At 60.6% G+C, this 23,391-nt stretch carries 19 protein-coding genes; 10 read left to right on the forward strand and 9 right to left on the reverse strand.

Annotation, left to right across the window (positions count from 1 at the left end):
* The first annotated feature begins 21 nt into the window (after window positions 1-21).
* Genes cyoB through U5G49_RS26295 form a run of 4 tightly spaced genes read left to right on the forward strand, consistent with a single transcriptional unit; the run spans window position 22 to window position 3,856 of the window.
* Window positions 22-2,025, forward strand: a complete 2,004-nt coding sequence (gene cyoB, locus U5G49_RS26280; protein WP_018246252.1) for a cytochrome o ubiquinol oxidase subunit I — start codon at window positions 22-24, stop codon at window positions 2,023-2,025.
* A gap of 6 nt (window positions 2,026-2,031) precedes the next feature.
* The gene (cyoC, locus tag U5G49_RS26285) at window positions 2,032-2,652 is read left to right on the forward strand and encodes a cytochrome o ubiquinol oxidase subunit III (RefSeq protein WP_018246251.1); all 621 of its coding nucleotides are present in this window, start codon (window positions 2,032-2,034) and stop codon (window positions 2,650-2,652) included.
* Window positions 2,649-3,050, forward strand: a complete 402-nt coding sequence (cyoD, locus tag U5G49_RS26290; protein ID WP_018246250.1) for a cytochrome o ubiquinol oxidase subunit IV — start codon at window positions 2,649-2,651, stop codon at window positions 3,048-3,050. Before cyoC ends, cyoD begins: the two co-directional genes overlap by 4 nt.
* Complete coding sequence (locus U5G49_RS26295; RefSeq protein WP_193443811.1) at window positions 3,047-3,856, forward strand: SURF1 family protein; 810 nt, start codon at window positions 3,047-3,049, stop codon at window positions 3,854-3,856. Before cyoD ends, U5G49_RS26295 begins: the two co-directional genes overlap by 4 nt.
* Before the next feature lie 52 nt (window positions 3,857-3,908).
* On the opposite strand, the gene U5G49_RS26300 is transcribed toward U5G49_RS26295, so the two are convergent.
* The 3 genes from U5G49_RS26300 to U5G49_RS26310 form a co-directional block, all read right to left on the reverse strand.
* Window positions 3,909-5,837 carry a hybrid sensor histidine kinase/response regulator gene (locus tag U5G49_RS26300; RefSeq protein ID WP_193443813.1) on the reverse strand — a complete coding sequence of 643 codons (1,929 nt, stop codon included), beginning with the start codon at window positions 5,835-5,837 and terminating at the stop codon, window positions 3,909-3,911.
* A gap of 70 nt (window positions 5,838-5,907) precedes the next feature.
* Complete coding sequence (locus U5G49_RS26305; RefSeq protein WP_193443816.1) at window positions 5,908-7,314, reverse strand: FAD/NAD(P)-binding protein; 1,407 nt, start codon at window positions 7,312-7,314, stop codon at window positions 5,908-5,910.
* 362 nt (window positions 7,315-7,676) lie between these two features.
* Window positions 7,677-8,294 (reverse strand): flavodoxin family protein, encoded by a 618-nt coding sequence (locus U5G49_RS26310; RefSeq protein WP_193443818.1) that lies wholly within the window; start codon window positions 8,292-8,294, stop codon window positions 7,677-7,679.
* A gap of 123 nt (window positions 8,295-8,417) precedes the next feature.
* Between U5G49_RS26310 and U5G49_RS26315 the strand changes: the two genes are divergently transcribed.
* The 5 genes from U5G49_RS26315 to U5G49_RS26335 all read left to right on the forward strand — a co-directional run bounded on the left by U5G49_RS26315 (window position 8,418) and on the right by U5G49_RS26335 (window position 15,316).
* A complete protein-coding gene (locus U5G49_RS26315; protein WP_193443820.1) occupies window positions 8,418-10,379 on the forward strand; it encodes an ABC transporter ATP-binding protein in 1,962 nt (653 codons plus the stop codon).
* A 91-nt stretch (window positions 10,380-10,470) separates the two neighbouring features.
* Window positions 10,471-12,369, forward strand: coding sequence for an ABC transporter ATP-binding protein (locus U5G49_RS26320; protein WP_193443822.1), 1,899 nt, complete (start codon window positions 10,471-10,473; stop codon window positions 12,367-12,369).
* Between the two features lie 199 nt (window positions 12,370-12,568).
* Window positions 12,569-12,883 (forward strand): hypothetical protein, encoded by a 315-nt coding sequence (locus U5G49_RS26325; protein ID WP_193443824.1) that lies wholly within the window; start codon window positions 12,569-12,571, stop codon window positions 12,881-12,883.
* Between the two features lie 219 nt (window positions 12,884-13,102).
* Window positions 13,103-14,143: a LacI family DNA-binding transcriptional regulator gene (locus U5G49_RS26330; RefSeq protein ID WP_193443826.1), complete on the forward strand. Its 1,041-nt coding sequence runs from the start codon at window positions 13,103-13,105 to the stop codon at window positions 14,141-14,143.
* Between the two features lie 135 nt (window positions 14,144-14,278).
* Window positions 14,279-15,316: a LacI family DNA-binding transcriptional regulator gene (locus tag U5G49_RS26335; RefSeq protein ID WP_112908820.1), complete on the forward strand. Its 1,038-nt coding sequence runs from the start codon at window positions 14,279-14,281 to the stop codon at window positions 15,314-15,316.
* Window positions 15,317-15,349: 33 nt separating this feature from the next.
* Here U5G49_RS26335 and U5G49_RS26340 read toward each other — a convergent pair whose 3' ends face one another.
* Both U5G49_RS26340 and U5G49_RS26345 read right to left on the reverse strand, forming a co-directional pair.
* Window positions 15,350-16,639 carry an MFS transporter gene (locus U5G49_RS26340; RefSeq protein ID WP_193443829.1) on the reverse strand — a complete coding sequence of 430 codons (1,290 nt, stop codon included), beginning with the start codon at window positions 16,637-16,639 and terminating at the stop codon, window positions 15,350-15,352.
* 142 nt (window positions 16,640-16,781) lie between these two features.
* Window positions 16,782-17,981: a multidrug effflux MFS transporter gene (locus tag U5G49_RS26345; protein WP_193443832.1), complete on the reverse strand. Its 1,200-nt coding sequence runs from the start codon at window positions 17,979-17,981 to the stop codon at window positions 16,782-16,784.
* A 271-nt stretch (window positions 17,982-18,252) separates the two neighbouring features.
* Here U5G49_RS26345 and U5G49_RS26350 point away from each other — a divergent pair, with 271 nt between their 5' ends.
* Window positions 18,253-18,993: a TetR/AcrR family transcriptional regulator gene (locus U5G49_RS26350; RefSeq protein WP_193443835.1), complete on the forward strand. Its 741-nt coding sequence runs from the start codon at window positions 18,253-18,255 to the stop codon at window positions 18,991-18,993.
* Window positions 18,994-19,020: 27 nt separating this feature from the next.
* Here the strand turns inward: U5G49_RS26350 and U5G49_RS26355 are convergent, their stop codons facing one another.
* The 4 genes from U5G49_RS26355 to msrA form a co-directional block, all read right to left on the reverse strand.
* Window positions 19,021-19,461, reverse strand: a complete 441-nt coding sequence (locus U5G49_RS26355) for a response regulator (protein WP_026188739.1) — start codon at window positions 19,459-19,461, stop codon at window positions 19,021-19,023.
* A 705-nt stretch (window positions 19,462-20,166) separates the two neighbouring features.
* Window positions 20,167-21,393, reverse strand: coding sequence for an HlyD family secretion protein (locus U5G49_RS26360; RefSeq protein ID WP_018246236.1), 1,227 nt, complete (start codon window positions 21,391-21,393; stop codon window positions 20,167-20,169).
* The gene (locus U5G49_RS26365; protein ID WP_193443838.1) at window positions 21,394-21,840 is read right to left on the reverse strand and encodes a hypothetical protein; all 447 of its coding nucleotides are present in this window, start codon (window positions 21,838-21,840) and stop codon (window positions 21,394-21,396) included.
* A gap of 651 nt (window positions 21,841-22,491) precedes the next feature.
* Window positions 22,492-23,193 carry a peptide-methionine (S)-S-oxide reductase MsrA gene (gene msrA, locus U5G49_RS26370; RefSeq protein ID WP_193443840.1) on the reverse strand — a complete coding sequence of 234 codons (702 nt, stop codon included), beginning with the start codon at window positions 23,191-23,193 and terminating at the stop codon, window positions 22,492-22,494.
* Window positions 23,194-23,391 lie beyond the last annotated feature (198 nt).

A 23,391-nucleotide genomic window follows, 5' to 3' on the forward strand; every position in this document is an offset into this window, starting at 1 on the left:
ACATAATGAACGGGTTGTTCCATGTTTTCCAATCCTGACCTCCTGAAGTTCGTCTTCGGCCGGTTGACCCTCGATGCCATCCCCTATCACGAGCCGATCCTGGTCGTGACCTTCATCGGCGTCGTCATCGGCGCCATCGCGGTGCTCGGCATCATCACCTATTTCAAGTTCTGGGGTCCGCTCTGGCGGGACTGGATTTGCAGCGTCGATCACAAGAAGATCGGCATCATGTATGTAATCCTCGCCGTCATCATGCTGCTGCGCGGCTTCTCCGACGCGATCCTGATGCGCATCCAGCAGGCAATCGCCTTCAACGGTTCGGAGGGCTATCTGCCGCCGCATCACTACGACCAGGTCTTCACCGCCCACGGCGTCATCATGATCTTCTTCGTGGCGATGCCCTTCGTCACCGGTCTGATGAACTTCGTGGTGCCGCTGCAGATCGGCGCGCGCGACGTCTCCTTCCCGTTCCTCAACAACTTCTCTTTCTGGATGACCACCGCCGGCGCGATCATCATCATGCTATCGCTGTTCATCGGCGAATTCGCCCAGACCGGCTGGCTCGCCTACCCGCCGCTGTCGGGCGCTGCCTACAGTCCAGGCGTCGGCGTCGATTATTATATCTGGGGCTTGCAAGTGGCCGGCGTCGGAACGACGCTTTCGGGCATCAACCTGATCGCCACCATCGTCAAGATGCGTGCTCCGGGCATGACCTTCATGAAGATGCCGGTCTTCACCTGGACGGCCCTATGCACCAATGTGCTGATCGTCGCCTCCTTCCCGATCCTGACGGCAACGCTGGCGCTGCTGTCGCTCGACCGCTATGCGGGAACGAACTTCTTTACCAACGACCTCGGCGGCAATCCGATGATGTATATCAACCTCATCTGGATCTGGGGTCATCCGGAGGTCTACATCCTTGTGCTGCCGGCGTTCGGGATCTTCTCGGAAGTCGTCGCCACCTTCTCGGGCAAGCGCCTCTTCGGCTACGCCTCGATGGTCTATGCGACCTGCGTGATCATGATCCTGTCCTACATCGTCTGGCTGCACCATTTCTTCACGATGGGCTCGGGCGCTTCGGTCAACTCATTCTTCGGCATCACCACAATGATCATCTCGATTCCGACCGGGGCGAAGATGTTCAACTGGCTCTTCACCATGTATCGCGGCCGCATCCGCTACGAGGTGCCGATGCTGTGGACGGTCGGCTTCATGGTGACCTTCGTCATCGGCGGCATGACCGGCGTCATGCTTGCCGTGCCGCCGGCCGACTTCGTACTGCACAATTCACTGTTCCTCATCGCCCACTTCCACAACGTCATCATCGGGGGCGTTCTCTTCGGCATGTTCGCCGGCGTGAACTACTGGTTCCCCAAGGCATTCGGCTTCAAGCTCGATCCCTTCTGGGGCAAGATGAGCTTCTGGTTCTGGCAGATCGGCTTCTGGTTCGCCTTCATGCCGCTCTATGTGCTGGGCCTGATGGGCGTCACCCGCCGCATGAGCCAGTTCGAGGACCCGTCGATACAGATCTGGTTCATCATCGCCGCTTTCGGCGTCGGCCTGATTGCGCTTGGCATTGCCGCCTTCCTGATCCAGATCGTCGTCAGCTTCATGAAACGCGAGGAATTGCGCGACGACAGCGGCGATCCCTGGGATGGCCGCACGCTGGAATGGTCGACCTCCTCGCCCCCGCCGGAATACAACTTCGCCTTGACGCCTGTCGTGCACGATCATGACGGCTGGTACGACATGAAGAACCGCGGTTATGCGCGTCCGCTGGAAGGCTTCCGGCCTATTCACATGCCGAAGAATACCGGCACCGGGGCGATCTTGTCGGGCATCAGTGTCGCACTCGCCTTCGGCCTGATCTGGTATATGTGGTGGCTGGTGGTCGTCTCCTTTGTCGCCATGCTCGTCGTCGCGATCGGCCACACTTTCAACTACAGACGCGACTTCTACATCCCCGCCGAAGAGGTAACCGAAACGGAAGGCAAGCGAACTGCGCTGCTTGCCGAGCAGGTGTAAGAGACCATGAGCGATCAGACCATCGACACGGCCGAAAAGCCTGAATTCTACCTGACCGAAGACCATCATCCGGAAAACAGCACCAATCTCGGCTTCTGGCTCTACCTGATGAGCGACTGCCTGATCTTCGCGGTGCTGTTTGCAACACACGGCGTGCTCGGCCGCAACTATGCCGCCGGCCCGTCGCCGGCCGATCTTTTCGATCTGCCGATCGTTGCCCTCAATACCTCGATGCTGCTCTTCTCCTCGATCACGTACGGCTTCGCCATGCTGCAGATGGAGCGGAACGCAAAAGCGGAAACGCTGTTCTGGCTTGCTGTTACCGGCCTGTTCGGTGCAGCTTTCATCGGGCTTGAGCTCTACGAGTTCATCCACCTGATCCATGAAGGCGCCGGGCCGACGCGCAGCGCCTTCCTCTCGTCCTTCTTCACTCTGGTCGGCACGCACGGACTGCATGTCACCTTCGGCATCATCTGGCTGATCACGCTGATGGTACAGGTGTCGATGCACGGTCTGATCGAGGCCAACCGCCGCCGCCTGATGTGCCTTTCAATGTTCTGGCACTTCCTCGACGTCGTCTGGATCGGCGTCTTTTCCTTCGTCTACCTGCTGGGAGTTCTCGGATGAGTTCGCAAGCACCTGCACATGAGGATGCCCACGAGGCTCATCACGGCCACAGCCACGGCCATCAGGCCGGCCACGGCACGTTCCGCAGCTATATGACGGGTTTCGCGCTTTCCGTTATCCTGACCGCCATTCCCTTCTGGCTGGTCATGTCAGGCGTGTTCGACAGTCCGGCGGTGACGGCGGTGCTGGTGATGGGCCTCGGCGCGATCCAGATCGTCGTCCATATGGTCTTCTTCCTGCACATGAATACCAGGAGCGAGGGCGGCTGGACGATCATGGCGCTGATCTTCACCCTCATCATCGTCGCGATCGCGCTCTCCGGATCCCTCTGGGTCATGCATCATCTCAACACCAACATGATGCCGATGAGCCCCGAAATGATGAAGAACATGCCGTGACAGTCACGAGAGGGCGGCGGCAGCGTCACCCGCAGGCTCACGCGGAGAAGTCGGAAAGACAGCGTTATCGGGTAAAACGAGCGATCTTCGCCGTCTGTCTGGTGCTGCTTGCTGCGGCACTCGCGGCACTCGGCACCTGGCAGGTTGAGCGCCTGGCCTGGAAACGCGATCTGATCGTGCGCGTCGACCAGCGTGTGCATGCGGCACCCGTGCCAGCCCCAGCACGTCCCGACTGGAACAAGATCAATGCCGCTGATGACGAATATCGGCGGGTGATCGTGTCCGGGACGCTGGCGAACGACAAGGAAACGCTGGTCTATGCCTCGACCGCGCTCGGTCCGGGTTACTGGGTGATGGCGCCGCTGACGTTTGCCGACGGTTCATCGATCCTCGTCAATCGCGGATTCGTGCCGACCGACAGGCGCGACCCGGCCTCGCGCCGCGAGGGTGAAGTGTCAGGACCGGTCGAGATCACCGGTCTGATAAGGATGACGGAGCCGAAGGGATCGCTGCTGCAATCGAACGACGTCGCGGCCGACCGCTGGTATTCGCGCGACGTCGCAGCGATCGCGCAAATGCGCGGCGTTGATACGATCGCGCCCTACTTCATCGACGCCGATGCCACTGCCAATCCCGGCGGCCTGCCCGTCGGCGGCCTGACGGTGATCGATTTCCCCAATAACCATCTCGTCTACGCGATCACCTGGTACGGGCTAGCGGCGATGGTGCTTGCATTGCTGGTGTTCATTCTTCGCGGTGAGAAAGGTGACCGAGGTCAGCCAGGCCGTTCATCTAGATCCGAATGATGTCATCCGAAAGCCGCTCACACGTGTCGACATCAGCTCTCATCGAGCACGCTTATGCGGCAATGCGGCTGATCGCCTCGGCGAGCTGTGCCTGCGAGAAGGGCTTGCCGAGACGAGGCAGGTCGACGATGCCGGCCCCTTCGGGGATCTCGGCGTAACCGGTTGCGAGGATGATCGGCATATTGGGCCATTCGTTGCGGATCGCCTGGGCGAGCTGCGCCCCCGTCATGCGCGGCATGGCATGATCGCAAATCACCAGGTCGACCTGCTGCTTGCGCAGGATGTCGAGCGCCTCGGGACCCGCCATCGCTTCGAACACGGTATGGCCGAGATCCTCCAGCATCAGCGTCGTATTCATCAGGACCAGACCATCGTCATCGACGGCGACGATACGCAGCCGGCGCGCAACGTTTTCCTCCTGTATCGGCCGCTCGGCAGCGGTCTCGGTCCCCTGTTCGACAACGGCGACGGGGAACCATAATTCAGCCGTCGTGCCTTCGCCGAGGCTGCTCTTCAGTATGAGGCGGCCGCCGGACTGGGACGCAAGGCCCTGCACCATCGAAAGGCCGAGACCGGTGCCCTTGCCGACACCCTTGGTGGTGAAGAACGGCGTAATTGCCTGCTCCACCGTCTTTGCATCCATGCCCTCGCCTTCATCGATCACCGCGATACGGACATATCGGCCGGGCGGCAGAGGCCCCTTGCCAGACGGTACCGATTCCTCGGAAGCGCGAAGCAGGATCCGGCCGCCGGATGGCATAGCATCGCGGGCGTTGACGACGAGGTTCAGGATCGCCATCTCCAGCTGGTTCGGATCGGTAAGGATCGTTGGCAGCCTGACGGGGAAAGAAGTCTCGATCACTGTGAGAGGGCCGAGCGAACGGCTCAGCATATCCATCATGCCACGGACCAGCCCGGAGGCGTCGATCGGCTCGATGTGCAATTCCTGCCGGCGAGAAAAAGCAAGCATGCGCTGCGTCAAGGCGGCGCCGCGCTGGGCACCCTGCATGGCATTGTCGACCAACGATGTCAGTGAGAGATCCTGCGGCATGCGCTTCTTCAGGATTTCGAGACTGCCGAGGACAGCCATCAGCAGATTGTTGAAATCATGGGCGATACCGCCGGTCAATTGACCGATCGCCTCCATCTTCTGCGACTGGAAGAGCTCTTCGCGCGCCTGCTCCAGTGCCCGCTGGGTCTCCATCTTCTCGGTGATATCGCGGGTGATCTTGGCGAAACCGAGCACATCGCCGTCGTCGTCCCGAATGGCGTCGATGACAACACTCGCCCAAAAACGGCTGCCGTCCTTGCGGACACGCCAACCTTCCCGCTCGAACCGGCCCTCGGCGCGCGCGAGCCGGAGCGCGGTCTCCGGCAAGCCGGCTTCGCGATCCTCGGGCGTATAAAAGGTCGAGAAATGCCGGCCGATGATTTCTTGCGGTCGATAGCCCTTGATCCGCTCGGCACCGAAATTCCAACTGCTGACATTGCCGGCGGGATCGAGCATGTAGATCGCATAGTCCGAGACGCCCTGGACCAGCCGTCGGAACTGTTCCTCGCTCTGGCGGATCGTCTGTTCAGCTGCTCTGCGTTCAGTCAGGTCGCGGGTGATCTTGGCATAGCCGATGAGCTCGCCGGAGGGATGGCGGATCGGATCGATGATCACATGGGCCCAGAAGCAGGTTCCATCCTTGCGCTGGCGCCAGCCTTCCCCCTCGAAGCGACCGTGCTCCGCCGCGGTGGCCAGCGCGCGCGCCGGAATTCCAGCGGCGCGGTCCTCTTCCAAATAGAAACGGGAAAAATGCTGGCCGAGAATTTCGGAAGGCTTGTAACCCTTAAAGCGCTGAGCGCCGGTATTCCAGCTGGTGATGATACCTTCGGGGCTCAGCATATAAATGGCGTAGTCGGTGATGGCATCGACCAGAAGGCGAAAGCGTCCCTCCTCATCTAGAGACGTATCATGTCTATTCAGCACTTCCATCGGCCCCTCTTAGTCACCAGCGCATTATAACGCAGCAGGGGTGGGATGGTTCCGATTCAGGCTCAAATTTTCAGACGGCCTTGACCTGCGGATAGAACCTCTCGCCGACACGCTCGGCAGCGGCATAGGCCTGTGAGACGATCTCCGGCACGAGATCAATATCCGGCAGACTGCCAAGGCCGAGCGGTCCTACGGCAAAGAGCCCGGCGACCGTCGAACCATCCTCGAGGAAGGGCTCGCCGCGCGCGTTGACCGCCAGGCCGAGCGAGAGCTCGTCAGGCATGGCGAGGCCGGCAGAAAACAGGCTCTGGATCACGGGCGCCGAAAGATCCGGCGCCTGACAGCGGCAGTCGATGATGCGCTCGGCATGGATGACCTCCTCGGCGGCAGAACCGGCCGGCGTGAAGAAAAGGCCGCTCAGGCCCCGGCGGCCGGCGCGGCCACGGCGCAGAACCGTGCGGCCTTCGGCAAGCTCGCGTTTCAGGCGCAGGTGCATGGCCTCAGGAAGGCGGTTGCGATGGCTGTCGTAGATTGCCCTGAGGTGGCGGTTGAACTGATGCTTTTCCCGGGCCGGCAGCGAGCGCCAGAGCGAGCGGGCGTGTTTTCGCAAACCGTTCATCACTGATTGCCAGCTTCGCCCCTCTTCCTCCGCCTCGCGACAAGCTTGACGGATGAAGCGCACGATCTCCGGCAGGCTCTGCGGCAGCGCTTCGACCGGGAAGACCGGATCGGCGGAATTCGGCGTATGGCTCTGGGGCAGGAAGCCACGCCGGGAAATGATCGTCACCTGGCCGGTGTAACCGGAATCGCGCAGCTGTAGCAACTGGTCGACGACGCGGATGCCGCTACCGAGCAGCACCGCATGCGGCCGCGCGATAAGACGCTGGGCCCTGACCGGCGAAGCGTGCTGTTCGCCGGCATCCGGGGCAGTCAGGCCGTAGCCGGTGGCGAGGATCACGGTGTCGAACAACGGATTGGCGGGATTGGCGCTTTCCAGCAGGAAGCGGTTGCCGTGGCTCCTGCGGATCGCCACGACCGGATCGTTGCAGACCTGGACGGTGATGTCCCTGCGCGCGGCAAGCGCTTCCGAAAAGCGCTGGTAGACATAATCGCTGAAGATTTCCTTCGGCACGAAGATCTGCCGGAATCCGGGAATTGCGGCTGGTACGGCGGCGCGGAAGGCGGCGTTGCTGCAGAGCCAGTCGTTGAAATCGTCGTTGTCGCCGACCGAAACCGAGAGATCTCGCACGCGGGTGTTGAGGATCGTCGAGGAGCGGGCTGACGCCAGCGCCTGCCCACCGCTGACCGAAGAATTCGGATCGAAGAGCTGCAGGTGAAAGGGCGCGCGTACCGTCTTCATCAGCGCGATGGCCGTCATCATGCCGGAAAAGCCGCGCCCGACGATCGCAATGCGCGGTACGGCGGATATCTGCGCCGCCGCATTGGCTCTCGCGGAAAAAAGTCCCTGAACCGTCATCGCAACTCCTTTGCGGCTTGATCCGCACCGTGGGTCGATCGAGGTTTCAACGCATAAAACACCGGTTCACGCGTTGACGAGGTTCATGCGGCCATTCACAACATCTGCCGCGGCATCGGGGTCCGAACCAGCGGCCCCGCAAGGGAACTAGGGGAGCAATCACGCCCGCCCATAGTCTATCAAACTAGTAGTGTATGAAAGCGCTAAATGGAGCAGGTGGCAAGAGCTTTGTTGCCATATCTCTTCAAGCCGTTGAAACAAAACAGGCTTTTGAGATTTCCCGCAGAAATCCCAGACGAAATTTGCACCCAAGACTACGGGATTGAAGTTGGAAACATCAGTTCGGCGGTGCTGTCTCGACCTCAGTTACCCTCGCCCGGATATTGCTTCGCCTTCAGCAGGCCAGCCAGATGCGCGGTGTTACGCGCCAGCATGTCGACGGCTTTCGTCACCATCTTCGGCACCTTGTCGAGATCGACGAAATTGGTGGAACCCATTGCCTCGCCGACCCAATAGGCGACCGCATTCGCCGGAATGGTGAAGCCGACGTCGTTCAGCGCCTGGAAGAGCTCGGCCGACACATGATGGGCCCCGTCCTCGTTGCCGACGACAGCAACGGCCGCGACCCTCCCAAAGGAAACCATGCGGCCCTGATCGTCAGTCTCCTCGAGAAAGGCGTCCATGCGCTCGAGCGCCCGCTTGCAGACACTGGACGGCTGGCCGAGCCAGATCGGCGTTGCCATCACCAGGATATCGGCGCCCAGCACCTTGGCGCGGATATCCGGCCAGTCATCGCCGGCGCCTTCGTCGGAGGTGACGCCCGGCTTGACGTTGAAATCCGCAAGGCGAAGCACGTCGGTCTCGACGCCATGTGCCGACATCGCCTTGTCGATAAGGCCGATCATCCGGTCGGTCGAGGAGGCGTCCTTGGATTCGCTGGTCTTCAGAGTGGCATTGAGGGCGAGAGCTTTCAGCGGCATGGATCTCTCCGTAGAGCGGTTGGCTGTGAGCATTCGCCTGCTGCAACCCGTTCGCCCACAGATTGTTCCCGCCCGGATGCGAGGAGACCTCACGTAAAAATAACCAACTGGTGAATTCTTTACTTGAACCCCCAAATGGAATCGGCAAAAGTGAAGGTGCTATCAATCCCTTCATGGATTTGCCGTCTTTTCGGGCCAGCGTCCGACCACATATCTATTGGAAAAAATACCGTGAGCAGCGATGCGTTAACACGCGCGACGAAGCCTTCGGCTTCGATGGCGCTTGCAACTGCGGCAGGCTGGGGCCGAGGCCTCTACACATTGGTGCGCATCACCATGATGGCCTTCCGCCACCCCTGGCAATCCGGCTTTGCGATCGGCGCCACGCTTGTCGCCTCCACCTTCCAGCTGATGATCCCGCGCCTTCTCGGCCAGGCCGTCGACCACACGCAGATGGCGATGAGCGGCGGTGCGGCGGGTCAGGCGGCACAGGATGCGCTTTTGACCACGGCATTGCTGCTGCTTGGCGCCAGCGTGCTGCGCGGCCTCTTCACCATGGTCCAGAACTATTACAGCGAAGCCGTCGGCCATCACATCGGCTACGAGTTGCGGCTGGCCTGCTACGAGAAGATCCAGCGGCTCTCCTTCAGCTTTCATGACACCGTTCATTCCGGCGACCTGATCACCGTCGGACTCCTCGATCTCGAAGGCGTGCGCATGTATTTTTCCACCGCGCTCGTCCGGATGATCCTGCTGTCGATCCTGATCGGTATCGGCGCCTATATGCTGCTGTCGACCGATATTGTGCTCGGCCTCCTGGCGCTGAGCTTCGTTCCCTTCGTCGGCTGGCGCTCTTCGGTGACGCAACTGCGGCTACGCGCCACCTGGCTCGACCTGCAGGAGCGGCTTTCGGTGCTGACCCGCATCATGGAAGAGAACCTCGGCGGCATCCGCGTCGTACGCGCCTTTGCCGCCCACGAACATGAGATTTCGAAATTCGAGGCGGCGTCGAAAAGCGCGCTCGCGCTCGCGCATCAGCGCGTCGGCATCCGCGTCACCAATACCAGCGCCATGACCTTCTCCTTCTTCGCGGCGATGGGCCTGGTGCTCTGGGTCGGGGGCGGCAAGGTAATGTCGGGCGAGATCACCGTCGGCACGCTGGCCTCGTTCCTGACCTTCATGACCATCCTGCAGATGCCAGTGCGCCAGCTTGGCCTGATGGTCAACGCCTTTGCCCGCGCCTCCACCTGTGGCTCACGCCTTTTTGCCCTTCTCGACCTCGACATCGCGATCAAGGATGCGCCGGATGCGAAGGAGCTGAACCTCACCGACGGCGTGCTGCGCTTCGAAAACGTCAGCTTTGCCTATCCGGGTTCCGAAAAGCGCACCGTGCTCCAGCATGTCTCCTTCGAAGCCCGCCGCGGCCAGACGATCGGCATCGTCGGGCCTCCGGGCAGCGGCAAGTCGACGATCGCGCATCTGATCCCACGCTTCTACGATGTCAGCGGCGGCAGGATCACGATCGACGGTCAGGACATCCGCAAGGCGACGCTGCAATCGCTGCGTCGGGCCGTGGCCGTCGTCCAGCAGGATTCCTTCCTGTTCACCACGACGATCGAAAACAACATTGCCTATGGCGACCCGTGGGCGAAGGAAGGCCGCATCGAGCGCGCCAGCGAAAGCGCCCAGTTGCACAATTATGTACTAGGCCTTCCTACAGGCTACGGCACTGTCGTCGGTGAGCGCGGCGTTTCGCTTTCCGGCGGCCAGCGGCAGCGTCTTTCGATCGCCCGCGCGCTGATGCTGAAACCGGCAGTGATGGTATTCGACGATTCGACGGCGGCGATCGATGCGGCCACCGAGCAGCGCATCCGCGGCGCCATGCGCCGCTATGCTGCTGACCGCGTAACGATCATCGTTGCCCACCGTCTGAGCTCGCTGATGCATGCCGACCAGATCCTGTTCGTCGAAGACGGCCGGATCGTCGAGCGCGGCACGCATGCCGCGCTGCTTTCGCTCGGCGGGCGCTACAAGGCGCTCTACGACCTTCAGGTGCGGCCGGGTGACGAGGCCTTGAGCGCGTAGCAATCAAGATGTTCTTCTCTTCCCCCGGTAGGAGAGGCGAACGGTAGTGACTATGCAGGCCACCGGAAGTGATGGCCGCGGGAGGAATGACATGGCCGAGGAACTGGAAACCGAGCGCCCCGACGTTCGCGAGGATGGACGCCGCCCGCCACGAGCGGTGGTCGGTTCGCATCGCGTCGAGGAGGAGATGTTCGGCAAGGCCTTCGACGGCAACATCGTCAAGCGCATCTGGCTTTTCGTCCACCCCTATCGCCGTCAGGTCCTCTGGTCCGTCGTCGCCGTTCTGACCTTCACGATGATGCAGCTCACCATCCCGCTGATCATCCGCTATGCCATCGATCACGGCATGTCGCCGGGCGGCAACCATTCGGCACTGGCCTGGTCGATCGCCGCCTTCACTGTTGCCATCCTCATCAACTATGCGGCAAGCTACGCGCAGGAAACGCTGGTCGGCGGCGTGGCGGAAGATGTGCTCTTCGATATCCGCAAGGCGATGTTTTCGCATCTCCAGCGCGTTTCGCTCTCCTTCATGGACAAGACGGAGGTCGGCCGGCTGATGTCGCGCCTGCAGGGCGACGTCAACTCGATGCAGGAATTTCTCGAAACCTCGGTACTGTCAGTCGGCGACATCGTGCTGCTCTTCGGCATCATTTTCGTAATGCTTTATCTCGATTTCAAGCTGGGGCTGCTGACGCTGTCGGTGCTGCCGGTGCTCTTCATCGTCCGGCTGTTCTGGCTGCCGCTCGCCCGCAAATCCTTCATGGCGGCGCACGAGACCAATTCGATTGCCGCCGGCGCACTCGCCGAAGCGATCCACGGCGTGCGTGCCGTCCAGAGCATGGACAGGCAGGGCGTCAACTTCACGCTCTACGACGACAAGGCGCGTGCCAACCTCAAGACGCATCTGACGGCGGCGCGCTATGCGCAGGTGATGGTGCCGATCGTCGACAGTCTGACCGGCGTGGCGATGGCCCTCGTCATCGTCGTCGGCGGCGCCCGCGTTCTCAACCAGGCGCTCGATGTCGGCGTGCTCGTCGCCTTCCTGTTCTACATTCAGCGCTTCTTCGACCCAATCCGTTCGCTGACACTGCAATATTCGGTGATGCAGCGTGCCATGGCTTCCGGCCAGCGGCTGACCGAAGTGCTCGACGTGCCAGTCGACATCAAGGATGCGCCTGGTGCCACGGCGCTATCGCCCGACATGGACGGCTCGGTGGAATTCAAGGACGTCGTCTTTGGCTACAATCCGAAGCATCCGGTGCTGAAGCATGTCAGTTTCAAGGTCAATCCCGGCGAGACGGTGGCGCTGGTCGGGCCGACGGGGTCCGGCAAATCGAGCTGCATGTCGCTGATCCATCGCTTTTACGATGTACAGCAAGGCCAGGTGCTGGTTGGCGGCCACGATGTGCGCGCACTGACGCAGGATTCGCTCGGTGCACAGATCGCCATGGTGCTGCAGGAACCCTTCCTCTTCACCGGGACCGTTTTCGAGAACATCCGCTACCACAAGCTGGAGGCGACGCGCGAACAGGTGATCGAGGCGGCCAAAGCCGTTGGCGCGCACGACTTCATCATGCGTCTGCCGGAGGGTTACGATAGCGTTCTGGGCGAGCGCGGCGGCAATCTTTCGCTCGGCCAGCGCCAGCTTTTGAGCTTTGCCCGTGCGCTGGTGGCGGACGCGAAGATCCTCGTGCTCGACGAAGCGACGGCCAATATCGACAGCTATACCGAGATGCTGATCCAGAAAGCGCTGGTGAAACTGCTCGAAAATCGCACTGGCCTCGTCATCGCCCATCGGCTTGCGACGATCCGCGAGGCAGACCGAATCATCGTGCTGCAGAGCGGCGAGCTCATCGAAAGCGGCGACCACCGTCAGCTGATGAAGAACGGAAAGCTCTATTCCAAGCTCTATAATCTCAACTACGCCTCCTTCGACGACATTCCCGAAGATGTGCTGGAAGAGACGACGGCTGCGGAGTCTGCGACCTAGCGCTTTGGCCCGAGCATCGGAATGGTTTTCGGAAAACATGAGTAGTTTCAACTGTTAGAGCGTTCTATGTGTGTCCCTAAGGACGCATGATGCTCCTAATCAAGGCCTGCATTAATGCCTGTCGCAAAGATTGAACGAACCAACGCCTTGCTGCCGCATTTCTCTCTTATCCGGGGCGAGTGCCACTGAGGAGAATGTTATGAAGAGAATTATAAGCAGCCTGTTGATCGCCACGGCCCTTGTTGCATCGGCCATTCAGCCTGCTGCGGCCCGCGATCACCATCATCACAACAATACCGGCCGTGTCATCGCCGGCGGCGTTGCCGCAGGGGTTGTCGGGGGTCTCCTTGGCGGCGCAATCGCCAATAGCGGCCCCCGCTATGTCGATGGTCCCCGCTATGTCGATGGCCCTCGCTATGTCGAACCGGCGCCGAGATGCTGGTATGAGGACCGCGATGTCCGCAACCGCTATGACGGCGGCTATCATGCCGAAACTGTACGCGTCTGCGAATAACGGTTCGTAAACCCGTTTTGCCGGGAGGCCGAACTTCCGGGAGCGGCGTGCTGATCATCGCTCGCCACCGCTCATGTTTGTCCCCCTCAGCCGAGGTTGCGTCCAGCGGCCTCGGCAATCATTTGCCCGCGCGCTGCGGTTTTCCGATTTTCAAAAAAACTTGTTGCCATGCAATAGCTTGTCATCCGGCTGTCGGAGACGATGAATAGCTGAAGGCCGATGAATGATGATCAAGTGAATGGCGGCAAGGCGCCGAAAAAAGAACGCATGCGGTTTGTCAGCGCCGAGCAGGTCGCGCAACTGGCAGGCGTTTCGCGCTCCGCGGTCTCGCGCACCTTCACGCCGGGTGCCAGCGTCGCTCCGACGACGCGCGAAAAGGTGCTAAGGGCGGCGCAAGAACTCGGCTACCACGTCAACGACCTGGCGCGCGGCGTGCTTGCCAACCAGAGCCGCCTTGTCGGCATCGTCGCGACCCGGCCGGAAGTGGGTTTTCGCGCGCATCTGGCGGCAGCACTTGCCAAAGCCTTAATCAAACGCGGCAGTATTCCGATCCTGATCAACACCGGCCAGACGGAAGACGAGCTGCTCGCTGCCCAGAAGATGCTGATCGGCCACCGTGCCGAGGCGATCATCATCCTGTCCGGCTCGCCGCCGGCGAGTTTCTTCGAACTTGCACAGCGAAACGGCCAACCGCTCGTCGTCATCGGCCGTTCGGAACCCGACGCCGACCATGTGCGCGCCGGCAACTCCGAAGCCTCCCGCAAGGCGGCGACGACCTTTTACGAAAGCGGTAGGCGGCGGCTGGCGGTCATCGGCTCCAACACGGGAACGCCCGCTATCATCGAGCGCGAAAGCGCATTCCTATCGGCCGCTGAGTCGCTCGGTGCATCCGCGGTCGTCGGACGCGGCGGCGATTCCGACTATGACGGCGGTGTTGCCGCCGCGCGCGCACTCTTTTCGGAGACAATAAAGCCCGACGCCGTTTTCTGCGCCAACGACCAGATCGCCTTCGGACTGATGGATGTCGTGCGCCTGGAAGCGCGGCTGCGCATCCCCGAGGACGTCGCCGTCATCGGCTTCGACGACGTGCCGGAATCCTCCTGGCTGAGCTACAAGCTCACCACCTTCCGCCAGGACCCGCTGACCATGGCGCTGCGCGCCGTCAAGCTGATGGAGCGGCGGCTTGAAAATCCCGCTGCGCCTCCTGGTTACGAACGCGTCATTCCAGAACTCATCATCCGCCAGAGCTTCAGACCCTGACACTTGCCCCACGGCTTTTCGCAGGCGCCAACCTGTGGCAAGAAGGGGCATGACGCTATATTTGCCGTATGTCGTTGTCCCAAAACCGCTGCAGAGTTTTGGGCGACATGCATTGGGGGAGGAAGATCGCCTGAGATGAAGGGAATCCGCCAGCTCGCCGAGCATCTCGATATTTCGATCGGAACGGTGTCCCGTGCGCTGAACGGCAAGCCCGACGTCAACGATGAAACGCGCCGGCGCGTGCTCGCCGCCGCCGAAGAGCTCGGTTACGTCGCCAACCAGTCGGGCCGCAGCCTCCGCCAGGGCATGACAAATGTCATCGGGCTGATGCTCGAAGTGAGCCGCGAGACGGTCGAAAACAGCGACGACTTCTTCCTTGGCGTCACCGACGGGCTGCAGAGCGTCTTTTCCCGTCACAAGCTCGATCTTGTCATGCTGCCCTGCCCCGATGACGAGGATCCGCACGAATATCTGAAGCGCATGGTGGCGCGCCGGCTTGTTGACGCGCTGATCATCTCGGCGACGCGACGCACCGACCGGCGCATCGAGCTGCTGGAAAAGGCCCGCATCCCCTTCGTGACGCTCGGGCGCAGCGCGTCGGGCGGCAGCTACACCTGGATGGACCTCGATTTCGAGGGCGTGGCGTCGCGCGGCGTCGACCGGCTGGTCGCCAAAGGCCATCGGCGGATCGCTGTGGCTGTACCCTCTTCCGACATCAATCTCGGCTACCTCTTCCTCGACGCTTACCGCCAGGCGCTGAAACGGCACGGCATTGCCTTTGATCCGGCTCTCGTCATCCGGGTCAAGTCGAGCGAACAGGGCGGCTATCAGGCCGGCCACGAATTGCTGATGATCGAGCAGCGCCCGACGGCGATCATCCTGATCCATGAACTGATGGCGATCGGGCTTTACCGACGGCTTTCCGAGGCCGGCGTCGTGCCCGGCCGCGACCTCGCCGTCGTCGGTTTCCGCGAGGAGCCGCGAACGCTTTTCCTGCAGCCGACGCTGACGTCCTTCCGCATGTCGCTGCGCGATCTCGGCGCCCAGCTCGGCGAAACCCTGCTCGCCACCATGCCGGCCTATGCCGATCATTATCCGCAGGGCGCCCGCAACAGGATCTGGCCGCTGGAACTCGTTCCGGGCGAAAGCGACGCTTTCACCCTGACGGCCTGAAGCCGACCGCGTAGATATTTTTCGCGGCTTGCATCAGACCCGGCTTGGAGCAGCCTGCTCCCTGCTCGACAGCTGATGCGTGACGAAGAAGACCAGCAGGGCTCCGGCCGCCAGGCAGGCGGACAGGAAGAACATCGGCGCGATCGTGCTGCCGCTCGCTTCCTTGATCCAGGGCACGACGTTCTGGGCGACGAAACCGCCGAGATTTCCGACCGAATTAATGGCGGCAAGGCCTGCTGCAGCACCCGCGCCCTTGAGGAACCGTGAGGGCAGGCTCCAGAACACCGGCTGTGGAGCGAAGATCCCGGCAGCAGCGACGCACAGGAAGGCGAATTGCAAACTGTGGTTCGGGATCAGCGCCGAGAGCAGCAGGCAGGCAGCTCCGATGAAGGCAGGAACGACAATATAGGGCGTCTTCGATTGCGCCTTGTCGGCCATGGCGGGAACGACATAGAGCGCGATCGCGACCAGAACCCAGGGAATGATGTTGAGGAACCCGTTCACCGTGTTGCTGACGCCGAAGGCCTTGACGATGGTCGGCAGCCAATAGCTCAGCCCATAGGCCGAAAGCGGAAAGGCGATATAGCAGAGTGCCATTAGCAGCACGCGTGGGTCGATGAGCGCCTTGAAGCCGTTTCCGGCATTCTCGCCCATGCCGGCATTTTCCGAGGCGAGCCTTCGTTCCAGCCACTGCTTCTCCTCGCCGCTGAGGAAGCTTGCGTTTTCAGGCCGGCCGGGAAGATAGAAGAAGGTGACGATGCCGGCGATGACTGCGGGAACACCCGTCGCCAGGAATACCCACTCCCAGCCGGCAAAGCCGTAGAGACCGTCGAGATCGAGCAGCACGCCGCCGAGCGGCGCACCGACGGCATTGGCGATCGCACTGAAAATCATGAACAGCCCAACCATCCTGCCGCGATAGACAGAGGGAAACCACAGCGTCAGCAGATAGAGGACGCCGGGAAAGAAGCCGGCTTCGCAGACACCGAGCAGGAAACGCAGGATATAGAACATCGTCGCGTTCTGTGTGAAGGCGAGCGCGATGGTGACGATGCCCCAGGAGACCAGGATGCGTGCGAACCAGACACGGGCGCCCAGCCTGTCTAGAAAGAGGTTGCTCGGCACCTCGAAGAGAAAATAGCCGATGAAGAAGAGCGAGGCGCCGAGACCGTAGGCATATTCGCTCATTCCGAGGGCATCGACCATCTGCAGCTTGGCGAAACTGACGTTCTGCCGGTCGATATAGGCGATGAGATAAAGGATGCCGAGAAACGGCATCAGCTTCCAGGTGATTTTCGAGATCAGCCGCTTCTCGTCGACCATAAGTATCCTCCGATATGACCATGCTTCGTCACGGCGTAGATAGAGCGGCCAGCCGATAATCAATTGCGCGTTGCATTTTCTGGGAGGAGCCGCGACGGGATCAATGGCCGCACCCGCACGCCGGGTGCGGCCTGTCTTTAAATCATTCAGCAGCGGCAACAGCCGCGCGGCGGCCGATCGTTGCCTGGGTCAGCGCGAAGGCTGAGAAGGCGCAGAGCGCAATGCCGGCGGCCATCGGAACAGCAGTACCGTCGAAGAAGACGCTTGAGATGACCATGGCGACGGCGGCGATCACGAAGTGCAGCGTGCCCATCAGTGACGAGGCCGTGCCGGCGATCTCGCCGTGATCCTCAAGAGCGAGCACCGCGCTCGTCGGGATGACGAGGCCGAGGAAGCCGTAGCCGATGAACAGGAAGGTCGCCAGGACAGGCAGCTGATTGAAGCCAGAGGCCATCACCACCGCCATCACCACCATCGCAAGCGCATAAGCGCTGACCGCAATCCGCATGACGCGCACCAGGCCGAAACGCTCGCCGAGCCAGCCTGTGGCCTGCGATACCGCAAAGAAGGACACGGCGTTGATCGAGAAGGCGAAGCTGTATTGCGTCGGCGTCAGCCCGTAATGCTGGATCAACACGAAGGGCGAGTTGGCGAGATAGACGAGGAAGCTCGAAATGCCGAGGCCGCCGATAAATGTCAGGGTCAGGAAATTGCGGTCGGTGAGCAGCAGGCGATAGGCCGCCATGGCGCTGCTCAGACCGCTGCCGCTGCGTTCGTTCGCCGAACGGGTTTCCTCCAGCTGGGTCGCAAGCAGGACGAGGCCGATGAAGGCGGCAATCGTCACGGCCCAGAATACACCGCGCCAGCCGTAGAACTCGATGACGGCGCTGCCCGTCAGCGGCGCAAGGATCGGCGAGATCGAGAAGACCAGCATCAGCAGCGACATCAGGCGCGCGGCCTGCACGCCGGTGTGCATGTCGCGGACGATGGCGCGCGGAATGACCATGCCGGCGGCGCCGCCAATACCCTGAACGAAACGGAAGGCGATCAGCGTTTCGATATCGGTGGCCAACGCACAGCCGACCGAGGCGACGGCGAAGAGGCCGATGCCAAGATAGAGCGGCAGCTTGCGGCCCCACATATCCGACAGCGGCCCATAGACAAGCTGGGCGAGCGCAAAGGAGATGAAAAAGGCAAGAAGGGTGAGCTGTGTGACGTTATTATCGGCATGCAGGTCCTGGCCGATGGACGGCAGTGCAGGCAGATACATGTCGATGGCAAAGGGCCCGATGGCCGACAGAAGGCCGAGAATGAGGGCAATGCGAAAGAAGGGAGCCGTCATAATGGTGATCTTTCATAAAAGCGCGGCGGAGATACCGGATCGTCGCTCCGCTACATTGCTCTTAGAGCGCCGTGCGTCCTCTCGGATGCACCAGGACACTCCAACTCTTTGAATTTACGCATCGTGCTTGCCGGAAATCGGAGCCGATTTTCGAGCCGATGCGCTGGGGTTCAATGATGATCGTTCGCGCGAAGACGAAGTTGGGAGCTCACATCTTCAGTGCAACCAGGACTGTCAACAAATTTGGACACAGATGTAAAACTAGACGCCATTGTCTAAAACGTCAAGACGTCTTATCTTCGCTATCATGAAAGATCGCACGACACCGGCTGCCCGAATGACAGGGCATACGCAGCGCGGACAATGCGCCAAGCGCATGTCGATCCTCGATGCCGCGGCCGACGTATTCTGCCGCCAGGGTTTTGCCGGCGCCAGCATCGACGAGATCGCTGCCGTCGCCTGCGTATCCCGCCAGACGATCTACAATCACTATCGCGAGAAAGAAACGCTGTTCGTCGCCGTCGTCGAAGACGTCATGAACCGCGCCAACGCCATGCTGTTCTCCGTGCTTTCAACCTTTCCCGATCGCGCCGACCATCTGGAGGATGACCTGACGGCCTTCGCCGTGCGCCTCAATAAGAATTGCATCTGCAACCACGACGGAAAATTTCTGCGCAAGCTGGTGCAGACGGAAGGCGAGCGATATCCGCACCTCTTCGAAAGCTGGCGCCAGCAGGGGCCGGGCAAGCTGATCACCGCACTGTCAGCACTTTTAGCACGGCTTGCCCATAATGCGGCGCTCGCCATTGACGACTACGACGTCGCCGCCCGGCAGTTCGTGGCACTCGGCAATGCCGACCTGCAGATGATGATCCTTCTCGGGGGCACGCCCACTGATGAAGAACTCGAAAAGGCGGCGCGCAACGCGGTTCGCACCTTTCTCAAGGCCTATGGCAGGCCGGAGGTAGAAACGACCGGCCATCTCCCGCAGCTCGCAGCCATATCAGGCTGATCAGGCCTTTCCGATCAAGCCGACCGATCAGGCAAAGACCGTCATCTGTGAGGGTACGACCGCGAACATGCCGACGCGCCGCGCGGCAAGATATTTCACCAGCTGCTCGACAACCGAAGGCATGACCGGCTTCTGGACCACGCCAACCGCGCCCTTGACGCCATCGGCGACCACTTCGGGATTGCCCGTCATGAAGACAACGGCAATGCCATGCTCCTGCGCCAGCCGTCGGCCGATCTCGGGTCCGGTCGGGCCGTCGGCGAGATTGACGTCGACGAAGGCGATATCGGCAAGCGGCGCCAGCCGCAGTGCCTGTTCGCAATCATTCGCAAGGCCGGCGACCTGCATGCCCATGGCTTCCACCGTCGCCTCGAGATCCAGGGCGATCAGGAATTCATCTTCGACGATCAATACTCTCTGTTTCATGAGATCATCTCGTTGCCAGCGCCGCACGACATTGGTGGCCATGATACGTCCCCTTGGTTACGCCGATACTTCTAAGGAGGGATCCGCTCCGACAGCCTATCCCACGCGAAACTCATGGTGGGAACGGCCAATTCCACAATATGTTCCGCGGTGGAACGTGATTCTTTGGATTTAAGATATTGTTAACGTTGATAAATTCTTAAAGTGGCTGAGGAAAAACTGAATCGTGCTCAATCTCACATGAGCCGACTCGATGGGAGAGTTGCAAGACGATATAATTATTTCTCCCTTTTTGGGGCCAGAATCTGAAGCGCATTGCCGGTAGATACTAATTCTCTGGTAGTATTTTCGAAATCATATTGGGAATACATCACTGGATGATAGAAAAATAACGTTTGCATGCCAGCTCTTGCGCGATCGTCATTTACTGAAATCAATGTAAGTGCGCGGCAAAATCGGAGCTCTTCTAAAAACGGTCGGGCCAAGCCCGCCGGGCGTATTCCAACCTCCCGTCTCCTGCGGGACGAATGTGCGCGCTTGTGATGTTCTAATGCATGTAATTGCATGGCCGCCGAGCAGGTCTTTCGGCGCGTGTGGGTCCGCCTCCCTCAGCGTCAGTTCGAAGGACGCCGACGAAGATGTGGATCGACAACCGAACGACGAGGGTGATCCATCCGCCCGACGAGTCACCCACACCAAGTCTCTTCTCGTCGTCGTCAATGAAACGATCCCCGTATTGTTCTGCGTTCAATGACCCGACAGAACGAGCGTCTGAACCGGCAGGAGCAGCGCTTGAATTCGCAGAATCATCGCATGTACAAGTCCAACGGCGTCGACCATATGAAGGGCAAACCACCTGACCTTGCCAATGTTTGGATCGGCGAGCGCGTCGTGATTGTTGGTATATGCGTTGGCGATGCAACTGCTTCCAGGCGGCACGCCATTGAGCCCTCCCGGATAAAGTGGCTGCAGAAAGACGGTCAGGGTGCCAGGCTGCGCCGTCTGCTGAACGTCGATGAGTTGATCCGTCGCGCGCAATTGTCCGGCCGCGATAACCTCCTGCACGTCGGTCACGACCATCGGAATGATTGTAAACGGCTTTCCGATGCAGGTTGCTTCGGCGATCATCCCCTTTTTCATGACCTGCGCTTCGATCTGGCCGAAGCCGGCGATCAGTGTGCTTTGTCCAGCCCCTTCTGGCACAAGGATCCCGGCAGGACGCAGCATTGCATTGACGACGTCCCCGCGACGCAGCGTAAACTGTTGCACAGTACCCGCGACGCCAGCCCTTACGATGGTTTTGTCGAGTTCGACCTGCGCCTGCGCCAGGGCCGCTTCGGCGCTTGCTCTTTGAGCTGGCAACTGCACGGCGATCTGTGTCTCCAAGGTCAGCTTTTTCGCGACCGTTGCATCCAGCGCTCCCTTGCGGCCGTCGATCGTCGTTGCAAGGCGTTCGACCTCGCGCCTGGCGACAGCGTTGTTCGTCAGGAGCTGCGCCTTCATCTCGTATTCGTCGACTGCCGTCTGGTAGGCACCCTGCGCCTCTTTGATCTGGCCATCGACCCCTATAAGCTCGGTCTGGGTCACCTTTATTCCGGCCTCGACTTCTGCGACGCGCCGACGGGCCGTCTCCAGCGCCGCCTGCTGTTCGGAATTATCGAGCCTGAACAGTGGCGATCCAGCCTCGACCTTCTGGTTCAGCCCGATGAAAACTTCCTCTACACGTCCGGTTGCCTCCGGCATGATCGTGACGGTTCGAAAAATCGCGGTGGCAGTCTGGGCTGATGGATGGAAGTAGAAAATCATCGTGATCAGCGAAACGGTCAGAAGAAGGCAGGCGGTGATCCCCCATCGGAGTTCGTACCACACCGTATAAAGCGTAATGTCGCGGCCGATCCGCTTTCCCTGACCGTAACGCCGGAACAGATAGTCGGGGAGGATCGTCAGCATGGAGCAGAGAAGCAACTCAAACATTCAGATATCCTCTCCATGTACGCTGGTCTTGGACGGTGACGGTATTGGCTCTGCTTCCGCAGTATCTTCCGCTATCAGAGCAGCATCGCCTGTCGTTTCAGCCTGACGGCCGGAGAGTTTGCCGAGAGACTGGGCGATTGAGTAGAGCGGCGTGGAGAAGTCGGGAATCTGAATAAAGGCCAGAAGCAGCCCGGCAATCCAGAAAAGGTGGTTGTGGGTGAACAGTGAGATGAGCGCCAGGACGGCCACGATCTCCATCTGCACCTTGTTCGTACGGTGGGCTCTGCGTTCGGGAAGGGCGTGCAATTGGAAGTACAGATTTCCAACCGCGAGCACGGCCACCAGCAGAAAGACAACGACGACAACGAAAAGGTAGTCCGTCTGTCCGGGCGAAGTGATGAAAATCGGCAGGTGCTCGATTGCCGCTGGATGAACTGATTGCTCCATTGCTACCACCTAAGAGAAAAAGAGTGAAATGCGCAGTCGTCGAGTGCGTCTTCGATTTCTTTTGCCAGTGCCGCGACCAACTCCTCGTCCATGCTATGGCGCTCGCCACGCGGCGGATCTATCGAGGCCTCCCGCCTGGCGAGCTCGGGTTTTGCTTCTGCAAAGTCTATGAGCCGGAAACTGCCGCGCAGCAGCGGCCACGCCTTCGTCCATATTTCACTCCCAAGGCGACGACACGGACACGTTTGCTTCTCTGATGTAGGGAGACGATGGCGTGGTTGTGGAGTATGTTACTGTATCATACGGGTTCGAATGACTGTCTCCAGGGGGATTGGGAGCGCCGAGAGGCACCGCGACGGCCGGGAGTTCGTTGGAATGCGACCTGATTTCCCGCTCAATGTCCTCGCGGAATTGCAGATGCCGACTTGGCAGCCCGCCGATCTTGAGCGCGTTATTGGTCGCAAGGCGGGGACGATGGTTCCTTATGCCGTCGGCGCCAGAGCGGCCATAACGGCGCCGAACCCTGCAGTTTCCCTTTGATCAACCGCACCATTCGCATCCATTGCTGCGCGGGACGGCGGCGATTCTCTCAGTCGCCGGGCTGCCAATGAGCAGTCGGAGATATGCGGCCGCTATAAGCGGTCGTATCAATCAGCCCTTGGCCTTCACCAGTACCGGTTGGCTGCGGTAGTCGGCCGGAAACAGCGACTTCAAGTTCTCGATTTTCGGCAGGTCGTTGTAGACGATATAAGGATAGGTCGGATTGAGCGTCAGGAAATCCTGATGATAGGCCTCGGCGGGATAGAAGCCGGCGGCGTCGGACACCTTGGTGACGATCGGCTGCGCAAAGACATGCGCCTTGTCGAGCTGGCTGATATAGCTCAGGGCGACCTTGCGCTGTTGCGGATCGGAAACGAACAGCGCCGAACGATATTGCGTTCCCTGGTCCGGACCCTGGAAATTCAGCTGCGTCGGGTTATGCGCCACAGAGAAGAAGATCTGTAGCAACTTGCCGTAGGTCACCTGTTTCGGATCGAACTTCACCTGGACGGATTCGGCGTGCCCCGTCGAGCCGGTGCTGACGGTTTCATACTGCGCCGTTTTGGCGTTGCCTCCGGCATAACCGGAGACGGCGCTCTCAACGCCCTTCACGTGCTGGAAGACGCCTTGGACGCCCCAGAAACAACCTCCGGCGAAAATGGCCGTCTCGGTGCCTGACCCGGCCACCTCGTCAATGGCCGGCGGCGGGATGACGACGGCATCCTCGGCCGCGGCCGCAGCACACACGCCGAACGAGAATAGAGTGGCAGCAAGGAGCGCGGCAATGCTCCTGCGGTGGGAAGACGTGGACATGGCGCTACCTCCTGCGATCGCCCAAATCCTTGCTCATCCTTGCAAAAGCCGCAAATCACAAGGTGGTCACTCACGCCGATGTGACAGCTGGACGAAAGCGCCTGTGCGAAGATGAAACAGCGCTCAACTTGAGTTGACAATCTCGCGAGGAGTGAGGAGAGTGCCCGCCGGTCAGAGCCAGCATTTCCGGGGGGAACC

This window comes from Rhizobium indigoferae, from assembly GCF_034554815.1.
In the GTDB taxonomy this organism is placed as follows: Bacteria; Pseudomonadota; Alphaproteobacteria; order Rhizobiales; family Rhizobiaceae; genus Rhizobium; species Rhizobium leguminosarum.